General features: G+C 64.6%; 29 protein-coding genes and 1 pseudogene. 19 read left to right on the top strand and 11 right to left on the bottom strand.

Annotation, left to right across the window (positions count from 1 at the left end):
• Positions 1–463 precede the first annotated feature (463 nt).
• Complete coding sequence (locus FRZ40_RS22605) at positions 464–649, bottom strand: glycine zipper 2TM domain-containing protein (RefSeq protein WP_147235651.1); 186 nt, start codon at positions 647–649, stop codon at positions 464–466.
• A gap of 228 nt (positions 650–877) precedes the next feature.
• Between FRZ40_RS22605 and FRZ40_RS22600 the strand changes: the two genes are divergently transcribed.
• The 4 genes from FRZ40_RS22600 (at position 878) to FRZ40_RS22585 (ending at position 3,545) form a co-directional block, all read left to right on the top strand.
• Entirely contained in the window at positions 878–1,234 is a 357-nt protein-coding gene (locus tag FRZ40_RS22600; RefSeq protein ID WP_147235650.1) for a YciI family protein, read from the top strand.
• A gap of 120 nt (positions 1,235–1,354) precedes the next feature.
• Positions 1,355–1,768 carry a YciI family protein gene (locus tag FRZ40_RS22595; RefSeq protein WP_147235649.1) on the top strand — a complete coding sequence of 138 codons (414 nt, stop codon included), beginning with the start codon at positions 1,355–1,357 and terminating at the stop codon, positions 1,766–1,768.
• A gap of 57 nt (positions 1,769–1,825) precedes the next feature.
• Entirely contained in the window at positions 1,826–2,245 is a 420-nt protein-coding gene (locus tag FRZ40_RS22590) for a VOC family protein (RefSeq protein ID WP_147235648.1), read from the top strand.
• A gap of 7 nt (positions 2,246–2,252) precedes the next feature.
• The gene (locus tag FRZ40_RS22585) at positions 2,253–3,545 is read left to right on the top strand and encodes an RNA polymerase sigma factor (protein WP_028363821.1); all 1,293 of its coding nucleotides are present in this window, start codon (positions 2,253–2,255) and stop codon (positions 3,543–3,545) included.
• Positions 3,546–3,570: 25 nt separating this feature from the next.
• On the opposite strand, the gene FRZ40_RS22580 is transcribed toward FRZ40_RS22585, so the two are convergent.
• Entirely contained in the window at positions 3,571–3,747 is a 177-nt protein-coding gene (locus FRZ40_RS22580) for a DUF1427 family protein (protein WP_035540849.1), read from the bottom strand.
• Between the two features lie 30 nt (positions 3,748–3,777).
• A complete protein-coding gene (locus FRZ40_RS22575) occupies positions 3,778–4,734 on the bottom strand; it encodes a quinone oxidoreductase family protein (RefSeq protein WP_028363820.1) in 957 nt (318 codons plus the stop codon).
• 99 nt (positions 4,735–4,833) lie between these two features.
• Here FRZ40_RS22575 and FRZ40_RS22570 point away from each other — a divergent pair, with 99 nt between their 5' ends.
• Positions 4,834–5,565, top strand: coding sequence for a DUF429 domain-containing protein (locus FRZ40_RS22570; protein WP_147235647.1), 732 nt, complete (start codon positions 4,834–4,836; stop codon positions 5,563–5,565).
• 50 nt (positions 5,566–5,615) lie between these two features.
• On the opposite strand, the gene FRZ40_RS22565 is transcribed toward FRZ40_RS22570, so the two are convergent.
• The 3 genes from FRZ40_RS22565 to FRZ40_RS22555 all read right to left on the bottom strand — a co-directional run bounded on the left by FRZ40_RS22565 (position 5,616) and on the right by FRZ40_RS22555 (position 7,333).
• Positions 5,616–5,909 (bottom strand): DUF1330 domain-containing protein, encoded by a 294-nt coding sequence (locus tag FRZ40_RS22565; protein WP_028363818.1) that lies wholly within the window; start codon positions 5,907–5,909, stop codon positions 5,616–5,618.
• Between the two features lie 127 nt (positions 5,910–6,036).
• Complete coding sequence (locus FRZ40_RS22560; RefSeq protein WP_147235646.1) at positions 6,037–6,840, bottom strand: AraC family transcriptional regulator; 804 nt, start codon at positions 6,838–6,840, stop codon at positions 6,037–6,039.
• A gap of 40 nt (positions 6,841–6,880) precedes the next feature.
• Positions 6,881–7,333: a low affinity iron permease family protein gene (locus FRZ40_RS22555; protein WP_147235645.1), complete on the bottom strand. Its 453-nt coding sequence runs from the start codon at positions 7,331–7,333 to the stop codon at positions 6,881–6,883.
• Between the two features lie 167 nt (positions 7,334–7,500).
• Here FRZ40_RS22555 and FRZ40_RS22550 point away from each other — a divergent pair, with 167 nt between their 5' ends.
• The 11 genes and pseudogenes from FRZ40_RS22550 (at position 7,501) to FRZ40_RS22505 (ending at position 14,614) form a co-directional block, all read left to right on the top strand.
• Entirely contained in the window at positions 7,501–7,803 is a 303-nt protein-coding gene (locus tag FRZ40_RS22550; protein ID WP_147235644.1) for a YXWGXW repeat-containing protein, read from the top strand.
• Between the two features lie 18 nt (positions 7,804–7,821).
• Positions 7,822–7,926, top strand: a complete 105-nt coding sequence (locus tag FRZ40_RS46455) for a lipoprotein (RefSeq protein WP_035540847.1) — start codon at positions 7,822–7,824, stop codon at positions 7,924–7,926.
• A 130-nt stretch (positions 7,927–8,056) separates the two neighbouring features.
• Positions 8,057–8,665: pseudogene (locus FRZ40_RS22545) on the top strand (RNA polymerase sigma factor); the annotation flags it as partial.
• Entirely contained in the window at positions 8,662–9,114 is a 453-nt protein-coding gene (locus tag FRZ40_RS22540; RefSeq protein ID WP_147235643.1) for a hypothetical protein, read from the top strand. The pseudogene FRZ40_RS22545 and the gene FRZ40_RS22540, both read left to right, overlap by 4 nt.
• The gene (locus FRZ40_RS22535) at positions 9,111–9,641 is read left to right on the top strand and encodes a periplasmic heavy metal sensor (RefSeq protein ID WP_147235642.1); all 531 of its coding nucleotides are present in this window, start codon (positions 9,111–9,113) and stop codon (positions 9,639–9,641) included. Before FRZ40_RS22540 ends, FRZ40_RS22535 begins: the two co-directional genes overlap by 4 nt.
• A gap of 157 nt (positions 9,642–9,798) precedes the next feature.
• Complete coding sequence (locus FRZ40_RS22530; RefSeq protein ID WP_147235641.1) at positions 9,799–11,349, top strand: DUF1800 domain-containing protein; 1,551 nt, start codon at positions 9,799–9,801, stop codon at positions 11,347–11,349.
• A gap of 2 nt (positions 11,350–11,351) precedes the next feature.
• Positions 11,352–12,524 (top strand): DUF1501 domain-containing protein, encoded by a 1,173-nt coding sequence (locus FRZ40_RS22525; RefSeq protein WP_147235640.1) that lies wholly within the window; start codon positions 11,352–11,354, stop codon positions 12,522–12,524.
• Between the two features lie 53 nt (positions 12,525–12,577).
• Positions 12,578–12,811, top strand: a complete 234-nt coding sequence (locus FRZ40_RS22520; protein WP_028363810.1) for a YXWGXW repeat-containing protein — start codon at positions 12,578–12,580, stop codon at positions 12,809–12,811.
• Positions 12,812–12,950: 139 nt separating this feature from the next.
• Positions 12,951–13,436: a VOC family protein gene (locus FRZ40_RS22515; protein WP_028363809.1), complete on the top strand. Its 486-nt coding sequence runs from the start codon at positions 12,951–12,953 to the stop codon at positions 13,434–13,436.
• 80 nt (positions 13,437–13,516) lie between these two features.
• Positions 13,517–13,993: a VOC family protein gene (locus tag FRZ40_RS22510; protein WP_028363808.1), complete on the top strand. Its 477-nt coding sequence runs from the start codon at positions 13,517–13,519 to the stop codon at positions 13,991–13,993.
• Positions 13,994–14,074: 81 nt separating this feature from the next.
• Positions 14,075–14,614, top strand: a complete 540-nt coding sequence (locus FRZ40_RS22505; RefSeq protein WP_147235639.1) for a GNAT family N-acetyltransferase — start codon at positions 14,075–14,077, stop codon at positions 14,612–14,614.
• Here the strand turns inward: FRZ40_RS22505 and FRZ40_RS22500 are convergent.
• Entirely contained in the window at positions 14,611–15,330 is a 720-nt protein-coding gene (locus tag FRZ40_RS22500; protein WP_147235638.1) for a GNAT family N-acetyltransferase, read from the bottom strand. The two genes, FRZ40_RS22505 and FRZ40_RS22500, sit on opposite strands and share 4 nt — an antisense overlap.
• A gap of 224 nt (positions 15,331–15,554) precedes the next feature.
• On the opposite strand from FRZ40_RS22500, the gene FRZ40_RS22495 reads away from it, so the two are divergent.
• Together FRZ40_RS22495 and FRZ40_RS22490 are read left to right on the top strand one after the other, a co-directional pair.
• Entirely contained in the window at positions 15,555–16,769 is a 1,215-nt protein-coding gene (locus FRZ40_RS22495) for a DUF2252 domain-containing protein (RefSeq protein WP_147235637.1), read from the top strand.
• Positions 16,770–17,018: 249 nt separating this feature from the next.
• Positions 17,019–17,345, top strand: coding sequence for a hypothetical protein (locus FRZ40_RS22490; protein ID WP_028363804.1), 327 nt, complete (start codon positions 17,019–17,021; stop codon positions 17,343–17,345).
• Here the strand turns inward: FRZ40_RS22490 and FRZ40_RS45775 are convergent.
• Positions 17,335–17,460 (bottom strand): hypothetical protein, encoded by a 126-nt coding sequence (locus FRZ40_RS45775; protein ID WP_269323345.1) that lies wholly within the window; start codon positions 17,458–17,460, stop codon positions 17,335–17,337. The genes FRZ40_RS22490 and FRZ40_RS45775 overlap by 11 nt on opposite strands.
• A 44-nt stretch (positions 17,461–17,504) precedes the next feature.
• On the opposite strand from FRZ40_RS45775, the gene FRZ40_RS22485 reads away from it, so the two are divergent.
• The gene (locus FRZ40_RS22485; protein WP_147235636.1) at positions 17,505–18,089 is read left to right on the top strand and encodes a flavin reductase family protein; all 585 of its coding nucleotides are present in this window, start codon (positions 17,505–17,507) and stop codon (positions 18,087–18,089) included.
• 21 nt (positions 18,090–18,110) lie between these two features.
• Here the strand turns inward: FRZ40_RS22485 and FRZ40_RS22480 are convergent, their stop codons facing one another.
• The 3 genes from FRZ40_RS22480 to FRZ40_RS22470 form a co-directional block, all read right to left on the bottom strand.
• Positions 18,111–18,956, bottom strand: a complete 846-nt coding sequence (locus FRZ40_RS22480; protein WP_147235635.1) for an AraC family transcriptional regulator — start codon at positions 18,954–18,956, stop codon at positions 18,111–18,113.
• A 91-nt stretch (positions 18,957–19,047) separates the two neighbouring features.
• Positions 19,048–19,407, bottom strand: coding sequence for a nuclear transport factor 2 family protein (locus FRZ40_RS22475; protein ID WP_147235634.1), 360 nt, complete (start codon positions 19,405–19,407; stop codon positions 19,048–19,050).
• A complete protein-coding gene (locus tag FRZ40_RS22470) occupies positions 19,404–20,885 on the bottom strand; it encodes a DHA2 family efflux MFS transporter permease subunit (protein ID WP_147235633.1) in 1,482 nt (493 codons plus the stop codon). Before FRZ40_RS22470 ends, FRZ40_RS22475 begins: the two co-directional genes overlap by 4 nt.
• Positions 20,886–20,912 lie beyond the last annotated feature (27 nt).

The raw sequence follows: 20,912 nt of genomic DNA, 5'->3' as shown, positions 1-20,912 counted from the left end.
TGATTTGATTTGTATTTTATTTTTAAGATTTGTCGGCTGTTTTATTGGTATAAATTCTGGCGTTGTGATATGGCAACGAAAATATAATGCCGAGATATTTGAGATAAATGTTATCCGGAAAATGTGCGGAAGACACGTGTCAGGTGCCGACGATTAGGTGAGGAAGGCGGTTTTTACTCGTCACGCAGCGCGAACGAAGCGTGTCATAAATCAAAAATTAAAATGAACTTTTTTATATTGAAAATATCGCTGACAAATTGCTGCACCACCTCGAATTGAAAATTTCTTGTCTCGTTATAAACGAGAATAAAAAGTGTAAAGGAAAACCGATTTTTTCAAATCGGCACAGAAAAGATGCGGCAACATGTTTTTGCAAAAACGAGAAGCGGAAAATGAAAGAAGATGGCCGACTGGAAGATTGCCGCCTTTTCAAGGCAAAGCTTTTAAACATTTCCATTCCACATCACTTGCCCAGTTCGTGACCGATGATCCCGCCCGCGACCGCACCGCCCACAGTGCCTGCCGTGCTATGCGTCGTCTCATGGCCTACGTAGCCGCCGGCTGCCGCGCCGCCTACCGTGCATCCCGTCACGAACGGCACCAGCGCAACCGCTGCGAGCGCGGCGCGCGCGATATAGCGCTTCCACATGTCGTGCCCCTGCATGATTGAACATATCGACGAATCAGCAAGGGCTGTGCCATATCCGTCAGCGGAATGCCCACTCGCGCGGCAGAGCTTTCCCGCCCGCGTTGCCACTTTGCTAGACTGCCTTCGCCAGCAGACAACGATCGCTGGCATCGCCCGCAGCGCCACCCGGCTCACGAAGTACGGCATCCTCGAACGCAGCGGCCCCGACAACCGGAACACGGAGTCCCCATGTCTTACATGCTGCTCATCGTCGAACCCACCGAACAGCGCGAGGAACGCGGCGAAGTCGCGGGCCGCGCCGTCTACGACCGCATGCTGAAATACCGCGCCGAGTTGCAGTCGCGCGGACAACTGATCGCCGCCGAGTCGCTGTCGCCCGTCAAGAAGGGTGTGCGCCTGGAAAAGCGCGACGGACAGACGCGCCTGATCGACGGTCCGTTCGCCGAAGCGAAGGAAATGATCGGCGGTTTCTTCCTGCTGAACGTCGACACCTACGAGGAAGCGCTCGCGCTCGCCGAGCAATGCCCGGCCGCCGAGTGGTGCACGATCGAAGTCCGCAAGGTCGCACCCTGCTACGAGTGCTGACGGGACGATCCCGTCAAGGGTTTTCCCTGGCGCCACCGGATGTCGATCGGACTGCGCGTCGCTCGTCGTGGAAGTAAGAAGCCGCCAAGAGGCTTTCTTTGTTCACGAGGAGAGACGGCGATGCGATTCATGATCATGGTGAAGGCCACGGCTGACAGCGAAGCCGGCAAGATGCCGGAGGAAGCGCTGATTGCATCGATGGCGGCGTACCACGAAGCACTGCAGAAAGCTGGCGTTTTGCTCGACGCATCCGGCCTGCAACCCAGCGCGAAGGGCTGGCGCGTGCGCTATGCGAACGGCGAACGGACCGTGGCGCAAGGGCCGTTCGCGGAGACCGAGACGCTGATTGCCGGCTACACCGTGATCCAGGTGCGTTCGCGCGAAGAAGCGATGGAGTGGGCGCGACGCTTCCCCGCGCCGTTCGGCGAGGACGCGGACGGCGAGATCGAAGTCCGTCAGATGTATGACCTCGACGACTTCGAGCCGAGCCGGCCGATGGAACGCTTTCGCAAGATCGAAGGCGCGCATCACTGATCTCCCCCGCGCCGCCAGCGCGGCGCAGCGCATCCAGAACTCAAAGGAAGAACCATCATGCACAAGCAGATCTATGTGAACCTGGCCGTCGGCAGCGTGGAGAAATCCAAGGCCTTTTTCTCGCAACTCGGCTTCACGTTCGAACCGAAATTCACCAATGATCAGGCGGCCTGCATGGTGATCGGCGAAAACATCTACGCGATGCTGCTCGCGAAGGACTTCTTCCAGACCTTCACGAACAAGACGCTGTGCAACGCGAAGGAGAGCGCAGAGGCGCTGATCTGCCTGTCGTGCGACAGCCGCGCGCAAGTCGACCAACTCGCCGACAAGGCGCTCGCCGCGGGCGGCGCCCAGCCGCGCCCGGCGCAGGATCACGGCTTCATGTACGGACGCAGCATCGAGGATATCGACGGCCACATCTGGGAACTGATGTACATGGACCCGAACGCGCCGATGCTGGCGGCGGACGCCACCTGAGGCCGCCGTGACGACGGCTGCGACGCATCGTGCCATCGAGGCGGTCTGGCGGATCGAATCCGCGAAGGTCATCGCTCACGTCGCGCGGATCGTGCGCGACGTCGGCGTGGCCGAGGAACTCGCGCAGGACGCGCTGGTGGCCGCGCTCGAAACCTGGCCGCGCGCGGGCGTGCCCGACAACCCTGGAGCGTGGCTGATGGCGACGGCAAAGAACCGCGCGCTCGACCGCTGGCGCCAGGATGCGCTGCACGCGCGCAAACACGAGGAACTGGGTGCGGACATGGACGCGCGCGAGGCGCATATCGTGCCCGATTTCGTCGATGCACTCGACGCCGCGCGCGCCGACGACATCGGCGACGATCTGCTGAGGCTCGTGTTCACTGCGTGCCACCCGGTGCTGTCGAAAGACGCGCGCGTGTCGCTCACGCTGCGGCTGCTCGGCGGTCTGACGACGGATGAAATCGCGCGCGCCTTTCTCGTGCCCGAACCGACCATCGCGCAGCGCATCGTGCGCGCGAAGAAGACGCTGTCGGCGGCGAAGGTGCCGTTCGAAGTGCCGCAGGCGAGCGATCGCGCGGTGCGGCTCGCGTCCGTGCTCGAAGTGATCTACCTGATTTTCAACGAAGGCTATTCGGCGACGGCGGGCGACGACTGGATGCGTCCGTCGCTGTGCGAGGAAGCGCTGCGACTGGGCCGCGTGCTCGCGGGCCTGATGCCCGACGAAAGCGAAGTGCACGGGCTCGTCGCGTTGATGGAGGTTCAGGCGTCGCGTATTCATGCGCGCGTCGATGCGCAAGGACGGCCCGTGCTGCTGCTCGATCAGGACCGCGGCCGCTGGGATCCGTTGCTGATCCGCCGTGGGCTGGCTGCGCTGGAGCGCTCGGAAGCGCTCGACGGCATGAGCGGCCCGTACGCGTTACAGGCTGCGCTCGCGGCGTGCCATGCACGCGCCCGCACGGCGGCGGAGACGGATTGGGCGCAGATCGTCGCGCTCTACGACGCGCTCGCGGAAGTCGCGCCGTCGCCCGTGGTCGATCTGAACCGCGCGGTCGCCGTCGGCATGGCGTATGGTCCGATGGCCGCGCTCGAACTCGTCGATGCACTCGCCGACGAACCTTCGCTGCAGCACTATCACTGGCTGCCGAGTGTGCGCGGCGATCTGCTTGCGAAGCTAGGCCGAAACGACGCGGCGCGCGCCGAGTTCGAACGCGCGGCGTCGATGACGCGCAACGCACGCGAACGCGAATTGCTGCTCGAACGCGCGCGCGAAATGGGCGGCGCGCCGGGACGGATGCAGTAGGCGTTCCACGCGCTGCTTTGAGGCTTCAACTGGCTGCGTGAGTGAGCAGCGAGCGCACGAATGGAATCGCGTGCTCGCCCGCGACCATGCCGAGCAGGCCGAGCAGCGCGACGATGGGCGGCGCGGGCGATTTCACGTCGACGATGTTGTAGAGCAGACCGACGGCGACCCCCGCCGCCAGCGACACGATATACGGTTTCATATCAGCCTTCCGATTGTGGTGGACGTCGCGTCACATCGTGATGACGACGCGTCCGCGGGTGCCGCCTGCGACGGCCGCATAGGCGTCGCGCGCCTGTTCGAGCGGGAAGGTTTGCGCAATCGACGGCGCCTGCAATGCGCCGCTGTCGAACACGTCGGCCAGTTCCGTCATCAGGCGCGCGGAGTCCGCGACGCCGAGCTTCGCACTGTCCGCGCCGAAAAGTTGTGTCTCGTTGTGATAGAAATCGATCAGATCGAAATCCACGCGCCGCTTGCCGGTCGCGCTGATTTCGACCACGCGGCCGCGCCACTTCGCCAGCTTCAGCGCGGTTTCGAAGGCGACGCCGCCAACCGCGTCGTACACGACATCCGCACCGCCGAGTGCCTTCACGCGTTCGGCCGCGTGCTCGTCGAGCGGGACATAGTGGTCGAGCAGACGGCCGGCGGGCGAGTCCGCATCCGGCTCGCGGCGATCGACGGCGATCACCCGGCAACCGCGCGATTTGGCGATCTGCACGACCGCACCGCCGACACCGCCGCTCGCGCCGATCACGGCCACCGTTTCGCCCGCGACCAGCTTCGCATAGTCGACCGCGCCGAGCCACGCGACCACGAAGTTCACGCCGATCGCCGCTGCCTGTTCGTGCGTGAGCGCGCGCGGCTTGCGCGACAGCGCGCCGACGGGAATTCTGATGAATTGCGCGTGCGTGCCGTCGCGCGTGAAGCCGATGTCGCCGCCCGTGCCCCATACTTGCGCACCGGTCCATTCGGCAGGGCCGTCGACCACGACGCCGCTGAAGTCGCGGCCGGGCGTGCGCGGCAGGGTGGTGTGATCGAAATGGCCCGAGAGATTCTTGACGTCGCTCGGATTCACCGAGGCGGCCTTGACCTGCACGATGGCGCTTTCGGCGTCGGCTGCGGGTGTCGGAAGATCGACGAGGTTGAGAACTTCGGGGCCGCCAAAAGAGTTGAACTGGATCGCTTTCATTGCCGCTCCTGCGGAAATCTGTCGGATGACGGCAAGTCTAGGTGACCGGCGGGGCAGCGTTCAGACAAGTGCTTTCGAATATCGGACAGGGGCCGCTGCATGCGGGGAATGAGGACGGATCTGCTAGGCGTCGACGGCTGCAAGGGCGGCTGGTATGCGGTCCGGCAGGACGCACGAACAGGCGCGATCGAAGCGCGCGTTTGCGAATCGTTTGCCGCGCTGCTCGCGTGGGCGCCGGCGCCTGCAATCGTTGCCGTCGACATGCCCATCGGCCTCTCGTCGACGGGCTATCGCGCGTGCGACGCCGAAGCGAGGCAGCGTCTCAAGTGGCCGCGCAGCGCTTCGGTGTTTCAGACGCCCGTGCGTCAGACGTTGGGCATCGGCGAGTATCGGGAAGCGTGCGCGAAAAACCGCGAGGCGACGGGCAAGGGCATTTCGCAACAGGCGTTCAACATTCTGCGCAAGATCGCCGAAGTCGATACAGCGTTGCGTGACAGTCCGCGCGATGCCTCCCGTGTGTTCGAGGTTCATCCGGAGCTGTCCTTCATGCAGCTTCAGGTCGAACAGGGCGGCGAGGCGCTGGGGCTCGTAGAAGGGAAGGCGAAAGAGGCGGGACACGCGAAGCGGAAAGCGCTGCTCGCGCCGGTCTTTGGCCAGGCGTTGCAAACCGCGCTCGACGAGCGTCTCGCGCGGCATGTGCAAAAAGACGACGTGCTCGATGCGTTTGCGGTGCTGTGGAGCGCGCGCCGCATCGCGGCCGGCAAGGCAATGCGGCTGCCCGACGATGAACCGCGCGACAGCGCCCGTCTGCCGATGGTGATTCGCTACTGAGCGACGCTGCGGTTCGCGTCGAAGCGCAACCGCAACGCCAGGCTAGAGCATTATTCCGCGCCGCGCACGATGCGCAGATCGCGCTCGGCGGCATCGCCCAATGCGGCCAGCGCGTTCTTGTATTCCGGGCTGTCGTAGGCCGCGACAGCCTGCTCGTAGGTCGGGAATTCGATCACGACCGTGCGTTCTTTCAAGCCATGTTCACGCACTTCTTCGGCAGCGCTGCGCACGATGAACTTGCCGCCCGCCGCCGTGATCGCGGGCAGCGCGAGTGTCGCGTAGGCGGCGAGCGCCTCGGCGTCGTTTATCTTGCGGTACGAGGTGACCCAGTATCCCTTGCTCATTTGATGTTTCCTCACTCACGTTTAAGGTTTTGGCCGCGGCGACGATGGCCTGGACTTCGACCGGCGTCGCCAACGTCCCCGATTCTCGCTCAACGGCGGCAGCCGCGCTTGGCGGCATGCCGAAGCGTCACGACTTTATCTCAGCCGGTGCACCCAGCGTCCCATGCGGATCGAAGCCGGTCGGCGACGCGCCGAGTTCGCGCCGGAACATATCGCTGAAACTGCTTGGCAGATAGCCGAGTTCACGCGCGATGCTGCTGACGGGGCGTCCTTCGGCCAATCCCGACACGGCGACGGCCAGTTGCACCTGTCTGCGCCATTGCGCGAAGCCGATGCCCAGTTCGCGCGTGAAGAGCCGCGCCAGCGTCCGCACGCTCGCGCCGACGGCATCGGCATGTTGCTCGAAGCTGATTGCGTTCGACGGATTGTCGATCACCGCGCGGCACAGCGCGTCGAGCCGCCGGTCCGATGCGTCGGGCAGCGGGATGCGCAGCGACGAGCGCGGCGCATGCGTGAGTTCGAGCATCGCGAGCCGGTATGCGGCGCCCAGATAGTCTTCGTCGCGGGTCTGCGCCTGCTCATGTTCGGCGATCGACGCAATCAGCTCGCGCAGCAAGCCGTTGATCTCGAACACGTCGCTGCGCGTGCTCAGATGACCGACGGCGCGTTCATGAAAGTACAGATTGCGCATCTCGACGTCGCTCATCATGTGGATCGAGTGCCCGGTGCCCGCGGGCAGCCACACGGCGCGCTGCGGCGGCACGACGAGCGCTTCGCGTCCGGCCTCGACCCACATCACGCCCGACACCGCGTACAGCACCTGCGCCCACGTATGCGAATGCGGATCGATGCGCAGCCCGCGCGGATAGTGCCGCGCGAGCGAATGACCTTCGGCGGCATCGTGCAGAACGGGCGGCGTCGCTTTCGTCATGACTCAATGCGCGCCGCGGCGACGCTCGCGGTCCTTGTCGTCATTCTTGCTGTTGCCCCCTGTCCTGCCCGGCTTCGCTCTCGTCGATGAACGGCGAGTCGGTGTCCTTGCCGCCCGAGCGCAGTTTGCCGCGCGCCTGTTCGGCCAGTTGCTCGTAGCGCTTGCGAAAGCGCGTGAGATCCTTTTCGTTCAGCTCCTCGAGATCGAGCAGTGCGTTATGCGCGCCGTCCAGCGCGCGGATCAGCTCGTCGAGCTTGATCTGCATCGCGGCCGTGTCGCGGTTCTGCGTGTTCTGGATCAGGAAGACCATCAGAAAGGTGACGATCGTCGTCGAGGTATTGATCACCAGTTGCCACGTATCGCTGAAATGGAACATCGGCCCGGTGACGGCCCAGACGGCCACCAGCAACACCGCGATGACGAACGTCGCCGGCTTGCCGGCCATCGTGGAGAGACCCGTCGAGAACTTCGAGAACCAGTTGTTGTTTGTCACGTGGCGCTCCTGTCGTGTGAAGTCCAGCCCTGACGATACCCATTCCCTCGTGCCCGCGCCACCGGCCCTCGCGCCAGCGAAAATTCCCGCGACGGATTTTTGCGGCTCGCGCGTTTAACCCTGAAACCGGCCGCTTTCGGACTGGTAATCGATTCAGGGAGAACGCCATGAACATGCATAAATTCATGCGCCTGTCCGCAGCGGTTGTGGTCGCGCTGAGCGCCTCGGCGGCCTTCGCGCAGGCGGTGATCGTCGCGCCGATGGCGCCGCCTGCGCCGCGCACCGAAGTCGTTCCGCCGCCGCGCGCCGGCTACGCGTGGGATCCCGGCCACTGGCGCTGGGCGGGCGGCCGCTACATGTGGGCGCCGGGCCACTGGCAGGCGACGCGGCCGGGGTATCGCCGGGTGCCCGGACACTGGGTTGCACGTGGTCCGAACTGGCATTGGGTGCCGGCGCACTGGGCGCGCTGACAGGCGACGGGGGAAACGATGAAGAAACGCTTGTTGGTGGCGTTGCTGGCAGTGACGCTCGCGGGCTGCGTCGTGGTGCCGGGGCGACCTTACTATTACCGCCCGGCCGTCGTCGTATATTGAACGGGCTGAACGTGCTGAACGTGCTGAACGTGCTGAACGTGCTGAACGGGCGCTGGCGGACGGCATCGCGCGGTTCGCCGCGTTCTTTGAAGTCACTCGATCAAAATAACAGGGAGCGACTGCAAGTGACGACAGAACACCTCGTCGCGAGACACACGCGGAGCCGCGCGCATTGAGCGAGCGCGATCCCGACGCGGAACTGGTGGCGGGCGTCGGCAGGCAGGAGCCGGCCGCCGTTCGCACGCTCGTCGCACGCAAGTTGCCGCGTCTGCTGGCGCTCGCCATGCGGATGCTGGGAGACCGTATGGAAGCGGAAGACGTTGCGCAGGAAGCGTTCATGCGCATCTGGAAACAGGCGCCGCGCTGGCGCGAAGGTGAGGCGCGATTCGACACGTGGCTGCATCGCGTGGCGCTGAATCTTTGCTACGACCGTTTGCGCGCGCATCGCGAAGAACCCGTCGACGAATGGCCGGACAGTGTCGATCCTGGTCCTGTCCCCGAGACGCAACTCGAAGCGCAGTCGCGCGACGCGCGTGTGCGCGCCGCGCTCGCCGCGTTGCCCGCGCGACAGCGCGAGGCGCTCGTGCTCAATTACTACCAGGAACTGTCGAACATCGAAGCGGCCGCGCTGATGGGCGTTACCGTCGAAGCGCTCGAAAGCCTGCTGGCGCGCGCACGGCGCAGCCTGCGCACACAGCTGGCGGGCGACGACCCTGCCGGAACGAGGAACAGGCGATGACACCAGAGAGATTTCGCGCAATCGTCGATGCTTATGGCGCCGACGCCCGCCACTGGCCCGCGGACGAGCGCGCGGCTGCGAATGCGTGGGCCGGGCAGCATCGCGGCGAGGCGGACGCCGTGCTCGCGCAGGCAGCGCAACTGGACGCATGGCTCGCCGGCGATACCGTCGCTGCACCCGATCCCGCCCTCACCCGGCGCGTCATTGCTTCGGCGCCTTCCCGCCGCCGTCCGCGCTGGTTGTCGCAGGCGTGGCCGGGCAGCCGCTCGCCGCGCGCAGGCTGGTGGTGGTCGGGCGCCGCGTTCGCGGGCGTCGGACTGATCGGCGGCGTGGCCGGAGCGTTCGCAGTGTCGTTTTTCCTCGTGACGGGCAGCCCGTCGCCGGGACCGGACTCGTCGTATCTGACAACTGGATTTGGCGGCACGGCCGCAGACTGGAGTGGCGAATGAGCGGACGCGCCTGGAAATTTCTGTTGATCGGCTCGCTGGTGCTCAATGTGTTCCTGATCGGCGGCGTCGCAGGCGGCGCGTATCAGTGGTTCGTCGCGCATGGCCGCACGACGGCAACAGCCGCGCAGCCGCAGCCGCGTGCGCTGCGTTTCGCGGCGGAGGATCTGTCGGCGGAACGTCAGAAGCAGTTCGTCGACGCGCTGAAGGCCGCGCGGCGCGGAGCGCGCGACTACGCGCGTGAAGGCCGTGAAGAGCGGCGCGAAGTGCTGCGTCTGCTGGCTGCGCCGCAACTCGATCGCTCGGCGCTCGACATCGCGCTGAACCGCACGCGCGAAGCCGATATCGCGTTGCGTTCGCGGATCGAGCAGGGCGTGGCCGATTTTGCGGCGACGCTGTCGCCCGACGAGCGCGTGAAGTTCGCCGAGGGCTTGCGCGAGCGCGGCCAGTGGCGGCTTCCGCAGACGCAGGCGCAACGGCAGGCCCAGCAGCGCTCGCAGGAACAGGGCGATCAGCCCGCGAGCGAATGATTTTTCGCGCCCGACGCAGAAGCAGTGGCGCAAACGCATTGACGAAAAAGCAGCGACGCAAAAACAGCGACGGAAAAGCGCCGCACGCTCCGTTTAACGCATATCGAACGACACACGACGGGCGAGCCTAACCGGCTCGCATCGGAGAGGACTGAGCATGGCCAATTCATCTGCCGCAATGACGGCGCCGCCGTTGAGCGCGGCCGCGATCGCGCTGAACCGCTTCGGCCTCGGCGCGCGCGCCGACGAAGCGCCGCCCGCCGATCCAAAACACTGGCTGCTCGCGCAGTTCGACGCCTATCAGCCGATGCCGTCTGCATGGGCCGCACAGTATGGTTCGCTGGCAATCGCCGCGCAGCTCGCCGGCGAGCGCCAGCAGGCGATGGCCAATGCCAGCAACGCCACGAACGCCACGAACGCCACGAACGCCACGAACGCCACGAACGCCACGAGCGCCACGGCAAGCGCGACGAACGCAGCCAGCCAGCCCAACGCCGCCGCCAACGCTGAAGACGCGCGCAAAGCCGCCCGTCAGGCCGCGAACAAGGCGGTGCGCATGGAATCGCGCGACACTTACCGGGCGGCCGTGAATGCCCGCGTCGCGAGCGCACTGACGACGCCCGCGCCTTTCGTCGAACGGCTGGTGCATTTCTGGGCGAATCACTTTGCCGTGTCTGTCGATAAAGGCGACGTTGCGCCCTACGCCGGCGCGTTCGAAGCGGAGGCGATTCGCCCGCATGTGCTCGGCCGCTTCGAAGACATGCTGGTCGCCGTCGAGCGTCATCCCGCGATGCAGCTGTTTCTCGATCAGACGCGTTCCGTCGGGCCCGACAGCGTCGCCGCGATGCGCGCCGCGCAACGCAATCCGAACCGCAAGCCGGGACTCAACGAAAACCTCGCGCGCGAAATCATGGAACTGCACACGCTCGGCGTACGCAGCGGCTACACGCAGGACGACGTCACCGAGTTCGCGCGCGCGATGACAGGCTGGAGCATTGCTGCAGCTCAGGGACCGCAACCCGGCAACGCCCCGCCTGGCGCCTTCGTGTTCAGGGCGCCACTGCACGAGCCGGGCACGCGGACCATCATGGGCCGCCGCTACGATCAGCCCGGCGAAGCGCAAACGCTCGCCGTGCTGCACGACCTGTCGAGCGCGCCCGCCACCGCGACGCATATCGCGACCAAGCTCGCCCGCCACTTCGTCGCGGACAATCCGCCGCCCGATGTCGTCGATCAGCTGGCGACGGCGTTCATGCGCAGCCGCGGCGATCTGCCGACTGTGTATCGCGCGTTGATCGCAAGCGACGCCGCGTGGTCGCCCGTTGCCGTCAAGTTCAAGTCGCCGTGGGAATGGACGATTTCGTCGATGCGCGGTCTCGGCATGCACGACCCGAACGACGGCGCGCGCGCCGTGCAGATGGCGCCCGTTCTCACGCAACTGGGCCAACAGGTGTGGCGGCCGGGCTCGCCCGCCGGATACGACGACATCGCCGCAAGCTGGGCCGCGCCCGATGCGCTCGTGCGGCGCGTCGAGATCGCGCAGCGTTTCGCGGCGCGCGTCGGCGACCGGCTCGATGCGCGCGCGCTCGGCCCGACGCTGATGGCGGGCTCGCTCAGCGAGCCGACGCAGGTGGCCGTGTCGCGCGCCGAAAGCGCCTCGACGGCGCTGGCGCTGCTGCTCGTTTCGCCCGATTTCCAACGGAGGTGATCATGCTCACTCGCCGCAGCTTCATGCGTGTCGCCGCCGCTGGTGCAGGCGCGATGCTGGTCGCGCCGCAGATGGTGTTCGCGCGCGCCGCGACCGACCGCCGCTTCGTGTTCGTGATCCAGCGCGGCGCCGCCGACGGCCTGAACATCGTCGTGCCGTATGCCGAGCCTGCCTATTCGACGCTGCGCGGAGCGCTGGCTGTCGATACGTCGACGTCGACGAAACTCGACGGCACGTTCGCACTGCATCCGTCGCTCGTTCAGATCGGGCAGATGTATGGCCAGCGCGAAGCGCTGTTCGTGCACGCAGTTGCGTCGCCGTATCGGGACCGCTCTCATTTCGACGGACAGAACGTGCTGGAGACGGGCGGGACGTCCGCGTATCAGGTGAAGGACGGCTGGCTCAATCGGCTCGTCGGCATGATGCCGGGCTCGAATCCGTCGAACAGCGCGGCAACGCATGAGAACGCGATCGCGTTCGCGCCGACCGTGCCGATGGCGTTGCGCGGGCAGGCGAATGTCGCGTCGTATGCGCCTTCCGGTTTGCCGCAGGCGCCCGACGATCTGCTCGCGCGCGTCTCGCAACTCTACGAACAGGATGCGCAACTGCGTCCGCTGTGGGAATCGGCGATGGCGGCGCGCGGCCTGGCGGGCGACGCGGGCGCGCGTCAGGACCCGGCGAGTCTTGGCAAGCTCGCGGCCGGTTTTCTCGCGCGCGACGACGGGCCTCGCATCGCGATGATCGAAACGGGCGGCTGGGACACGCACAGCGCGCAGATGCCGCGCCTCGCCGCTCAACTGAAGGCGCTCGACACGATGCTCGCTGCGTTGCGCGACGGACTCGGCCCGGTCTGGAACAAGACGACGGTGCTGGTCGCCACCGAGTTCGGACGCACCGCGGCGGCGAACGGGACGGGCGGCACGGATCACGGTACGGCGTCGGTGGCGATGGTGATCGGCGGCGCTGTGGCGGGCGGGCGCGTGATCGCCGACTGGCCGGGCTTGCGAAATGGCGACCTGCATGAAGGCCGCGACCTCAAACCGACGGTGTCGCTCGACGCGCTGATCGCAGGTGTCGCGAGTGAAAGCCTGGCACTCGATCCGCATCGCGCCGCGCGCACGCTGTTCGCACAGGCTGGCAGCACGCAGCCGATGACGGGCCTCATCCGCGTGTAGCGCGCGGATTTAACAATCAAGCCATCCGGCTATGACACAGGGAGAGAATCTCAATGGATGCACCGAGCCCGAAATCTACGAAGTTGCGCGCGCTGCTGGCAGGCGCGCTCTGCGCATCGACGCTGTCCGCCTGCTACGTCGCCGAGCCCGTCAGACCCGCGCAGCCCGCGCCCGTGGTCGAAGTGATGCCCCCGCCGCCGGCGCCGGGCTACCACTGGGTGAAGGGTCACTATCGTTGGGAAGGCAATCACTGGCAGTGGGTGCCGGGTCACTGGCGGCCCGTCTGAGCCCGTCCCGATCCGTCGCGAAAAAATAAACGATTGCGCGTGTCGATCTGAAGATGGCTTACTCGTCGTAGTGGTGAAGACTCGCTCATCGGCGAAACTTCGTCACTCATGAAACCTCTTCACATCAGGAGACACGATCATGTCCACGCCAGCCGTCAAACCCATCCCCGAAGGGATGCATACGTTGACACCGCACATCATCGTCGCGGGCGCGGCCGAAGCAATCGATTTTTACAAGAAAGCGTTCAATGCAGTCGAGCAGGTGCGCCTGCCCGGCCCTGGCGGCAAGCTGATGCACGCGTCGCTGAAAATCGGCGATTCGACGCTGATGCTCGTCGACGAAATGCCCGATTGCGGCGGCGGGGCATCGTATGGGCCGAAGGCGCTCAAGGGCACGCCTGTCGTGCTGCATCTGTATGTCGAAGACGCGGACGCGACCATCGCGCAGGCGGAAGCAGCGGGCGCCAAGGTGACGATGCCCGCCACCGACATGTTCTGGGGCGACCGTTATGGCCAGGTGGAAGACCCGTTCGGCCACCGCTGGTCCGTCGCGACGCACAAGCGCGACGTGACGCCCGACGAGATGAAGTCGGCGATGGAACAGATGGCGCAAGGCCGTCAATAACGGATATCACGGGCGAGGCGCTGCCGTGAACCGTGCGGTCGATACGCGCCGCGCCCGTCACCGCAACTCAAGGAGATGTGATGGACAAGATTGCGACGTGTCTGTGGTTCGACGGCAACGCGGAGGAAGCCGTCAGGTTTTACACGGGCATCTTCAAGAATTCCAGCATCGGTGACGTGACCCATTACGGCGATGCCGTACCCGGCAAGGCGGGCGAGGTGCTCACGATCACCTTCCAGCTGGAAGGCCGCGAATTCGTCGCGTTGAACGGCGGCCCGCAGTACAAGTTCTCGCCGGCCATTTCGATGTTTGTAAAGTGTGAAACGCAAGACGAAGTCGATACGTTGTGGGACAAGCTGCTCGAAGGCGGCGGCTCGCCCGTGCAATGCGGCTGGCTGACGGATCGGTATGGCATGTCGTGGCAGATCGTGCCGACCGTCATGATGAAGTTCCTGACGGGCAAGGATCCGGCGAGAACCCAACGCGCGATGCAGGCGATGATGCAAATGGTCAAGCTCGACATCAGGACGCTCGAGGCGGCGTACAACCAGGAGTGAGTCCGCGCTTCATGCCGCGCCGTTCGCTTTGGCGCGCGTATCTGCGATGATCTGCGCTTTCCCTCCTGCCAGATACGCGCGATGAATCCTTCTGCATTTGACATCCGTCGAGACATCGAAACCGATCGACTGATCTTGCGTCCGCATGTCCGCGAAGACTTCGACGACAGCTACGCGCTCTGGTCCGACGAGATCGTCACGCGGTTTATCGGCGGCAAGCTGTTTAGCCGTGAGGACGTGTGGTCGCGGCTGTTGCGCTATGTGGGACATTGGACGCTGCTCGGCTATGGCTACTGGGTGATCCGCGAGAAGGGCGGTGGGCGGTTCGTCGGCGAGATCGGCTTCGCGGACTACCAGCGCGAGATCGATCCGCCGCTTGGCGGCGCGCCAGAGATCGGCTGGGCGCTGATGCCGTCGATGCACGGCGTCGGCTACGCGACGGAAGCCGTGCGCGGCGCGCTGACATGGGCCGACGCGACGTGGCCGGGGCGCGATACGGTGTGCATCATCGCGCCGGATAACGTGCCGTCACGACGGGTCGCCGCGAAATGCGGCTACGTCGAAGAACGGCAGAGCACTTACAAGGGCAACCCGACCGGGGTGTTTCGGCGGATGGGTTAGGTCCGCTGCGCCGCGATACACGTCTGCAACGTGCGCCGTTGCGTGCCTTGCGCGTCGAAGTTCGCGGCGTCGAGCCATTCCGCGAAGCCCGCGCGCAGCGCCGGCCATTCGCTATCGACAATCGAGAACCACGCCGTATCGCGGTTGCGCCCCTTGTAGGTAACGGCCTGGCGGAAGATGCCTTCGAATGTGAAGCCGAAGCGGGCTGCTGCCGCACGCGATGGCGCGTTCAGCGAATCGCACTTCCATTCGAAGCGCCGGTATCCGCGCTCGTCGAACACACGCTGCATCAGCAGGAAGATCGCTTCCGTCGCCATGCGCGTCTTTTGCAGACGCCGCGAAAACACCACAAAGCCAACTTCGATCACGCCGTTCGGCTTGTCGATGCGCATCAGCGACAGCGTGCCGATCGCCTTGCCTGTCGCGAGATCGATGACGGCGTAATGCAGTGGGTCGGGCGAAGCCGCACAGGCTGTAAGGAAATCGCGGTACGCACCGGCTGTTTCGAACGGACCAACGGAAAGATACGTCCAGTCGCTGCCGTCGGGCGCGGCGCGATAGGCGTCGTACAGATCGTCAGCGTGGCGTTCGACATCGACCCTTTCCAGCCGGCAGTACTGGCCCGTCATCGGCTGATCGCCGGGTGCCTGTGCCGGTTGCCATTGCGGCATGGGTTCGCCGACCGGCTGTCCATATTCGTTGACTCGTTGCCCCACGTCGTTCTCCCGTTGCAAGCGCGATGTTGAAGTATGCCAAGCGGGCAAGATACGGCAAACGCAGTGCGTCCGTAAGAACCAGGCGAGCGCGATTCGATGGAGCCAGCTTCGGCGCGCGTGACAAAGACCTGCACGAATCGTGGCGCATGGCTTGCGAACGTTTGAAACTGAAAGGCTGTCGATACAGAATGCTTCTGATCGCACGCCATTTCTTAGAGGTTTCCATGCTCGATGTCGCCGATGAAATCGCCCGATTCAATGCAGGCCGGGATTCCGAGCGCCTCGCGATGAAGTACGCTCGCATGCGCACGTCGCCGTTCGTGTTTTTGCGCGGCACGTGCCATCTGTTCTACAAGCGCCTGTCCAGAGGCACGGTGCTGGACAATTCGCCGCGCGCCTGGATTTGCGGCGATATGCATCTCGAGAATTTCGGCAGCTACAAGGGCGACAACCGGCTCATCTACTTCGACATCAACGATTTCGACGAGGCCTGCCTTGCGCCGTGCCTGTACGAAATGATCCGTCTGCTGTCGAGCGTGCTGGTGGCCGCCGACGACCTCAAGCTCAGCCGCGCCGAAGCCCTCGCGCTATGCCACACGGCCACCGGTTCCTACGCGGCCGCGCTGCGCTTCGGCAAGGCGCGCTGGATCGAGGAGGAGACGGCGGAAGGCATGGTCGGCGAACTGTTTGCCGCGTTGCATCAGCGCTCGCGTGTCGATCACCTGAACCGCCGCACCGAACCGAAGGGCAAGAAGCGCACGCTGCGCGTCGACGGCAAGAAGGCGCTCCCCGTGACCCACGAGACGCGCGCCAAGGTCGTCGCGTTCATGAACGACTTCTCGAAGCGCGAACCGAATCCGCAGTTCTACGAGATCATCGACGTGGCGCGCCGGATTGCAGGCACAGGCAGCCTGGGCGTCGACCGCTATGTGATTCTCGTTGAGGGAAAGGGCTCGCCGGACGGCAATTACCTGCTCGACATGAAGCTGGCGTTGCCGTCGGCGACCGGGCCGAATGTCGGAACAAAGCAGCCCAAATGGCATAGCGAAGCGGAACGTGTCGTCGAAATCCAGCAGCGCGATCAGGTCGTCTCGCAAGCGTTCCTGCGTGCCGTCGAATTCGAGCAGCGTCCGTATGTGCTGCGCGGGCTGCAGCCTTCAGAAGACCGCGTCGCGCTGGACAACTGGAACGGCAAGCTGCCGCGGCTCGAATCCGTCGTGCGCAATATGGCCGAACTGGTCGCGTGGGCGCATTTCCGCAGCAGCGGACGGCAGACGTCCGCTATCGCCGACGACCTGATCGCCTTCGGCGAAGACAGCAAGTGGCAACTGGCGCTGATCGATCTGGCGACGCAATGCGAAGCGCAGGTCGTCAGCGACTGGAAGGCTTATTGCGAAGCATTCGATCGCGGCGCCTTCAATCTGGGCACCAGGGCGTGATTTCGAAGCATCGAACGTTGATCGCGTAAACGTTCGACAAATCCGAATATGTTGGCGGGCTTTACGGCGACGGGCGAGATGTGTAAATCTGACGATGGCGTCGTGGTCAAAAGTGCATCGGTTTTTCTGGCTTCATTCGCTCTGCAAGTCGCGAACCACGTGAACTGCGACGCCGTTAACGGGCGTGCCCGCCCGTGGGGCATGAACAATGCCTTCCTACGAGTCACTTCCACATCAGGAGACGGCACTATGGAAATCGAAGCGACCGCATGGTTCCCGCTGGACGACTATGCGCCCGTGCGAGACGGGTGGTACGAAGTCCAGCTGGTCAGCGGAGAGACGGCGTTCGCCAAATATCTGGAGGGCGGATGGACCGAAAGGCCGCTCCTCGTGTTTACCCACTGGCGCGGATTGAGCGAAGATCCCGCCCGCGTGGAGGAACCGGAAACAATCGACGCCGAAGCCACGGCGGCCGAAGGTGTGCGTGCTGCATGGAATGCATTCTTCCCGGGCGCGAACGGCGAAGCGCACAAGCCGCTCGACGCCACGCACGGCAAGCCACCCACTACGCACTGACTTCGCATCCATCCATGCGGATCTGCGGGCGGCGCATGAGCGCCGCCGTTTTTTTGCCTTTTTCAAGCCGCTTCGCGTGCGATCGACGGGCAGGCAGGTCGAATTCGCGATTCATTGCGCTTCGCTAGAATGCAGCGATCGATATCGCGAAGGTCTCTCATGCAAGCATTCCGGCAACCCGTCGATCTGGCGCGCGCCACGCGCCTTCTGAACCACGGTCCCGTCACGTTGATCACGAGTGCGCACGACGGACGCTCGAACGTGATGGCGGCATCGTGGGCCATGCCATTGGACTTCGTGCCGCCCAAGCTCGTCGTCGTGATCGACGCGAAGACGCTGACGCGGCAACTCGTCGAGGCAAGCGGCGTGTTCGGCCTGCAACTGCCGACGCGCGGCTTCGCCCGCCACACGCTCGCGGTCGGCTCGAACGCGGGCATCGAGATCGACAAGATCGCCGCGCTTCAACTGGAAACGTTCGCCGCCGAAAAGATCGGCGTGCCGATGCTGGAAGGCTGCGTCGCGTGGTTCGAATGCAAGGTGATTCCCGACGACGCCCAGCGGCACGACTTGATCCTTGCCGAAGTGGTGGCGTGCTATGCGGACAGCCGCGTCTACTCCGATAACCGCTGGCACTTCGGCGACGATCACGACATGCGCACCTGCCATTACGTCGCGGGCAGCACGTTCTTCGAAACAGGCGACACCTTCGAAGTCGAAGCCGCGCCCATCGGCGGCAAGGTTTGAGTGTCTGCGACGCCGCGCGAATCAACTCTTGAGCGGCAGCCAGATTTCGACGCCGCCCATTCCCGTGACAGGATTGAACTGCTCGCTGTAGCGCTCGAAGTTGGGCGCGTCGGCGGGCGCGTGGCCGGACTCGGACAGCCACCTGTTCCAGATCGTGTTCCAGGTGCGGCGTATCGTCGAGATGTGCTCGCGGTGCGTGAACACGGCATAGCGTTGCGCGCCGATACGCACACGGCTTAGTTCGTCGGGCAAGCCGGAGAAGTCGCTCACTTCGACGCCGCACAGATAATCGAAATTGCCTGAGTCGTCGGCGTTGTAGCAGACGCCATAGGCGACGTTGCCGATCTGTCCAGGCACCTTGCCGAAGATCGCGTTGAAGCGCTGCCATTGCGCAGGAATGCCCGAACTGCTTTCGCAGTGATAGCGTTCGCTCGATCCCGCGACGAGCAAAGGCTTGCCGTCCACGAAACGCGGCGGCTCCAGATGGGCGAGAAGGGATTCATCCAATTTGACCGGCTCCACGAGTGCGATGTTGTCGAGATGACCTCGCGCGCGCAACGCTTCGGGCGTGAGTCCGAACTGCTCGCGAAACGCACGCGTGAATGCCTCGTGAGAGCCGTAGCCCGCATCGACCGCGACGGCCAGGATATCCGGCGCACCGCGCGCGAGACGCCGCGCCGCTTCCGTCAAACGCCGCGCACGCACGTAGCGCATCACCGCATAGCCCGTCGCCGCTTCGAATGCTCGCGATAGATGAAAGCGCGAGACACAGCCGCAACTAGCGATATCGTCAAGCGACAGCTCGCGATGAAAGTAGCTTTCGATAAACCACAATGCTTTTCCGGCGGGGTTTCCGACTGGGTTCATACGGACTCTCGTTTTGGCATGAACCCAGCATATCGAGTGGACGCCTGCTTCATTTGATCGCGCTTGCGGTTCTGCTCATGCGAGAGCCCGTTCAAGCGTGCGCGATGTCTTTCGCGGGCGAACCGAAATACACTTCGACCTCGACGATCTTCCCGTTCTCCACGCGAAAGAACTCCGTGTTGCGAAACGCCTCGCGATTCGCCGGCTTGCACGCGTAACGCACGAACGCTTCATTGCCTTCGCTGAACAGCTTCTCGATACGAAAGAACTCGACCTGCTCGCTGAACGGCCAGCATCGTTCGAAGTACTCGCGCCGGTCGATGCGATCGTCGCGCGGGCTCGTGAAATGAAAATTGTCGCTGAGTATCGCTTCGATCGCAGCGCGGTCCTTGTGCTGATACGCCGCGAAGCAGCGGCGAACGAGATCGGGTACGTCCGTGGTTTGGCTCATGGCGATTGCTCCATCGATTCCTGCACGGTTCCGTCATCGCGCTCCTGTTGCGCTGCGGCTTGCGCGGCCGCCTGCGAGCCTGGCCGCAGCAACGCGCCGCCGATCGTCGCGGCCAGCGCTGCAAAGATCGCGCCGACGAAGAACGCGACGTGATAGCCGCTCGCGAGCGCGGCGGGTGCGTCGGCCTGCTGCGCGCCGCCGCTTGCCGACTGCGCGGCCGCGAGACTTGCCAGCACCGCAAGTCCCAGCGCGCCGCCCATCATGAACGCCGTGTTGACGATGCCCGACGCGAGGCCCGAATCCGATGGATCGACATCGCTCATCGCGGCGAGCAGCAGCGGATTGAACGCGACACCCGCGCCGATGCCGAGCAGCACCATGCCGGGCAGCACGTCGACGACGAAGTGTCCGTCGACGGGCGCGCGTGCGAACAGCAGCAAACCGAGCGCGGCGAGGAACAGGCCGACGGCGAGCGGCCGCCGGATACCGAAGCGCATCACCATGCGCGCCGACAGCCCGAGTGAGAAGAAGCCCATGATCAGATTCGCGGGCAGGAACGCGAGGCCGACCTGAAGCGGCGCATAGCCGAGCACGCGCTGCAGGTAGAGCGCGGAGATGAAGAACCACGCGAACATCGCGGCTGCCCACAGCACGCCGACTACGTTGGCCGTCGCCACGTTGCGCAGCGTGAAGAGCTTGAGCGGCATCAGCGGATGCACGACGCGCGCCTCGATCACGAGGAACGCGCCGAGCAGCGCGAGCGCGACGACGATCAGCCCGAGCGTTTGCGCGGACAGCCAGCCGGCTTCGTTGCCGTTGACGATCGCGTAGACGGCCAGCATCAGCGAGGCCGTGACTGTCGTCGCGCCCGCGACGTCGAGCCGTTCGCCGTGCGCATGACCGCGGCCCGCTGGCAGCAGCGCGATGCACATCGCGTACACGGCAATGCCGATAGGCAGATTGACGAGAAAGATCCAGTGCCAGCTCAGCAGGTTCGTCAGCAGACCGCCAAGCAGCACGCCGATACTGCCGCCGCCCGCGCACACGAAGCCGTACACGCCCATCGCTTTGGCGCGCTCGCCCTCTTCGGTGAACAGATTCATGATCAGCGACAGCGAAACCGCCGATACGACCGCGCCGCCCAGACCTTGAATGGCACGCGCGCAAACCAGCATGACCTGCGAGTTCGCGAGCCCGCATGCGAGCGACGCTAGTGTGAACAGCGTGATACCCGCGAGAAAAAGTTTGCGATGGCCGTACAGATCGCCGAGCCGTCCCCCGAGCAGCAGAAAGCCGCCGAAGGTCAGCATGTAGGCATTGACGACCCACACGAGCGCGGTTTCGCTGAAGCCCAGATCGGCTGCGATGGATGGCAGCGCGACGTTCACGATGGTCGTATCGAGCACGATCATCAGCACGCCCATGCACAGCACGATGAGTGCGAGCCAGCGCGTGCGGCCTTCGATGTTATGCGTCATGCGAGCGTTTCCTCCGTGGCTGTCGGT

The organism is Paraburkholderia azotifigens, from assembly GCF_007995085.1.
Classification (GTDB): domain Bacteria; phylum Pseudomonadota; class Gammaproteobacteria; order Burkholderiales; family Burkholderiaceae; genus Paraburkholderia; species Paraburkholderia azotifigens.
The sequence above is the reverse complement of the archived record's forward strand: the minus strand, read 5'-3'. Positions and strand labels throughout refer to the sequence as shown.

What these genes read in the sequence shown, in the direction of transcription:
- FRZ40_RS22605 (WP_147235651.1), bottom strand. Translation starts at nt 649, where the DNA reads ATGTGGAAGCGCTATATCGCGCGCGCCGCGCTCGCAGCGGTTGCGCTG.
- FRZ40_RS22600 (WP_147235650.1), top strand. Translation starts at nt 878, where the DNA reads ATGTCTTACATGCTGCTCATCGTCGAACCCACCGAACAGCGCGAGGAA.
- FRZ40_RS22595 (WP_147235649.1), top strand. Translation starts at nt 1,355, where the DNA reads ATGCGATTCATGATCATGGTGAAGGCCACGGCTGACAGCGAAGCCGGC.
- FRZ40_RS22590 (WP_147235648.1), top strand. Translation starts at nt 1,826, where the DNA reads ATGCACAAGCAGATCTATGTGAACCTGGCCGTCGGCAGCGTGGAGAAA.
- FRZ40_RS22580 (WP_035540849.1), bottom strand. Translation starts at nt 3,747, where the DNA reads ATGAAACCGTATATCGTGTCGCTGGCGGCGGGGGTCGCCGTCGGTCTG.
- FRZ40_RS22575 (WP_028363820.1), bottom strand. Translation starts at nt 4,734, where the DNA reads ATGAAAGCGATCCAGTTCAACTCTTTTGGCGGCCCCGAAGTTCTCAAC.
- FRZ40_RS22570 (WP_147235647.1), top strand. Translation starts at nt 4,834, where the DNA reads ATGCGGGGAATGAGGACGGATCTGCTAGGCGTCGACGGCTGCAAGGGC.
- FRZ40_RS22565 (WP_028363818.1), bottom strand. Translation starts at nt 5,909, where the DNA reads ATGAGCAAGGGATACTGGGTCACCTCGTACCGCAAGATAAACGACGCC.
- FRZ40_RS22560 (WP_147235646.1), bottom strand. Translation starts at nt 6,840, where the DNA reads ATGACGAAAGCGACGCCGCCCGTTCTGCACGATGCCGCCGAAGGTCAT.
- FRZ40_RS22550 (WP_147235644.1), top strand. Translation starts at nt 7,501, where the DNA reads ATGAACATGCATAAATTCATGCGCCTGTCCGCAGCGGTTGTGGTCGCG.
- FRZ40_RS46455 (WP_035540847.1), top strand. Translation starts at nt 7,822, where the DNA reads ATGAAGAAACGCTTGTTGGTGGCGTTGCTGGCAGTGACGCTCGCGGGC.
- FRZ40_RS22540 (WP_147235643.1), top strand. Translation starts at nt 8,662, where the DNA reads ATGACACCAGAGAGATTTCGCGCAATCGTCGATGCTTATGGCGCCGAC.
- FRZ40_RS22535 (WP_147235642.1), top strand. Translation starts at nt 9,111, where the DNA reads ATGAGCGGACGCGCCTGGAAATTTCTGTTGATCGGCTCGCTGGTGCTC.
- FRZ40_RS22530 (WP_147235641.1), top strand. Translation starts at nt 9,799, where the DNA reads ATGGCCAATTCATCTGCCGCAATGACGGCGCCGCCGTTGAGCGCGGCC.
- FRZ40_RS22525 (WP_147235640.1), top strand. Translation starts at nt 11,352, where the DNA reads ATGCTCACTCGCCGCAGCTTCATGCGTGTCGCCGCCGCTGGTGCAGGC.
- FRZ40_RS22520 (WP_028363810.1), top strand. Translation starts at nt 12,578, where the DNA reads ATGGATGCACCGAGCCCGAAATCTACGAAGTTGCGCGCGCTGCTGGCA.
- FRZ40_RS22515 (WP_028363809.1), top strand. Translation starts at nt 12,951, where the DNA reads ATGTCCACGCCAGCCGTCAAACCCATCCCCGAAGGGATGCATACGTTG.
- FRZ40_RS22510 (WP_028363808.1), top strand. Translation starts at nt 13,517, where the DNA reads ATGGACAAGATTGCGACGTGTCTGTGGTTCGACGGCAACGCGGAGGAA.
- FRZ40_RS22505 (WP_147235639.1), top strand. Translation starts at nt 14,075, where the DNA reads ATGAATCCTTCTGCATTTGACATCCGTCGAGACATCGAAACCGATCGA.
- FRZ40_RS22495 (WP_147235637.1), top strand. Translation starts at nt 15,555, where the DNA reads ATGCTCGATGTCGCCGATGAAATCGCCCGATTCAATGCAGGCCGGGAT.
- FRZ40_RS22490 (WP_028363804.1), top strand. Translation starts at nt 17,019, where the DNA reads ATGGAAATCGAAGCGACCGCATGGTTCCCGCTGGACGACTATGCGCCC.
- FRZ40_RS45775 (WP_269323345.1), bottom strand. Translation starts at nt 17,460, where the DNA reads ATGAATCGCGAATTCGACCTGCCTGCCCGTCGATCGCACGCGAAGCGG.
- FRZ40_RS22485 (WP_147235636.1), top strand. Translation starts at nt 17,505, where the DNA reads ATGCAAGCATTCCGGCAACCCGTCGATCTGGCGCGCGCCACGCGCCTT.
- FRZ40_RS22480 (WP_147235635.1), bottom strand. Translation starts at nt 18,956, where the DNA reads ATGAACCCAGTCGGAAACCCCGCCGGAAAAGCATTGTGGTTTATCGAA.
- FRZ40_RS22475 (WP_147235634.1), bottom strand. Translation starts at nt 19,407, where the DNA reads ATGAGCCAAACCACGGACGTACCCGATCTCGTTCGCCGCTGCTTCGCG.
- FRZ40_RS22470 (WP_147235633.1), bottom strand. Translation starts at nt 20,885, where the DNA reads ATGACGCATAACATCGAAGGCCGCACGCGCTGGCTCGCACTCATCGTG.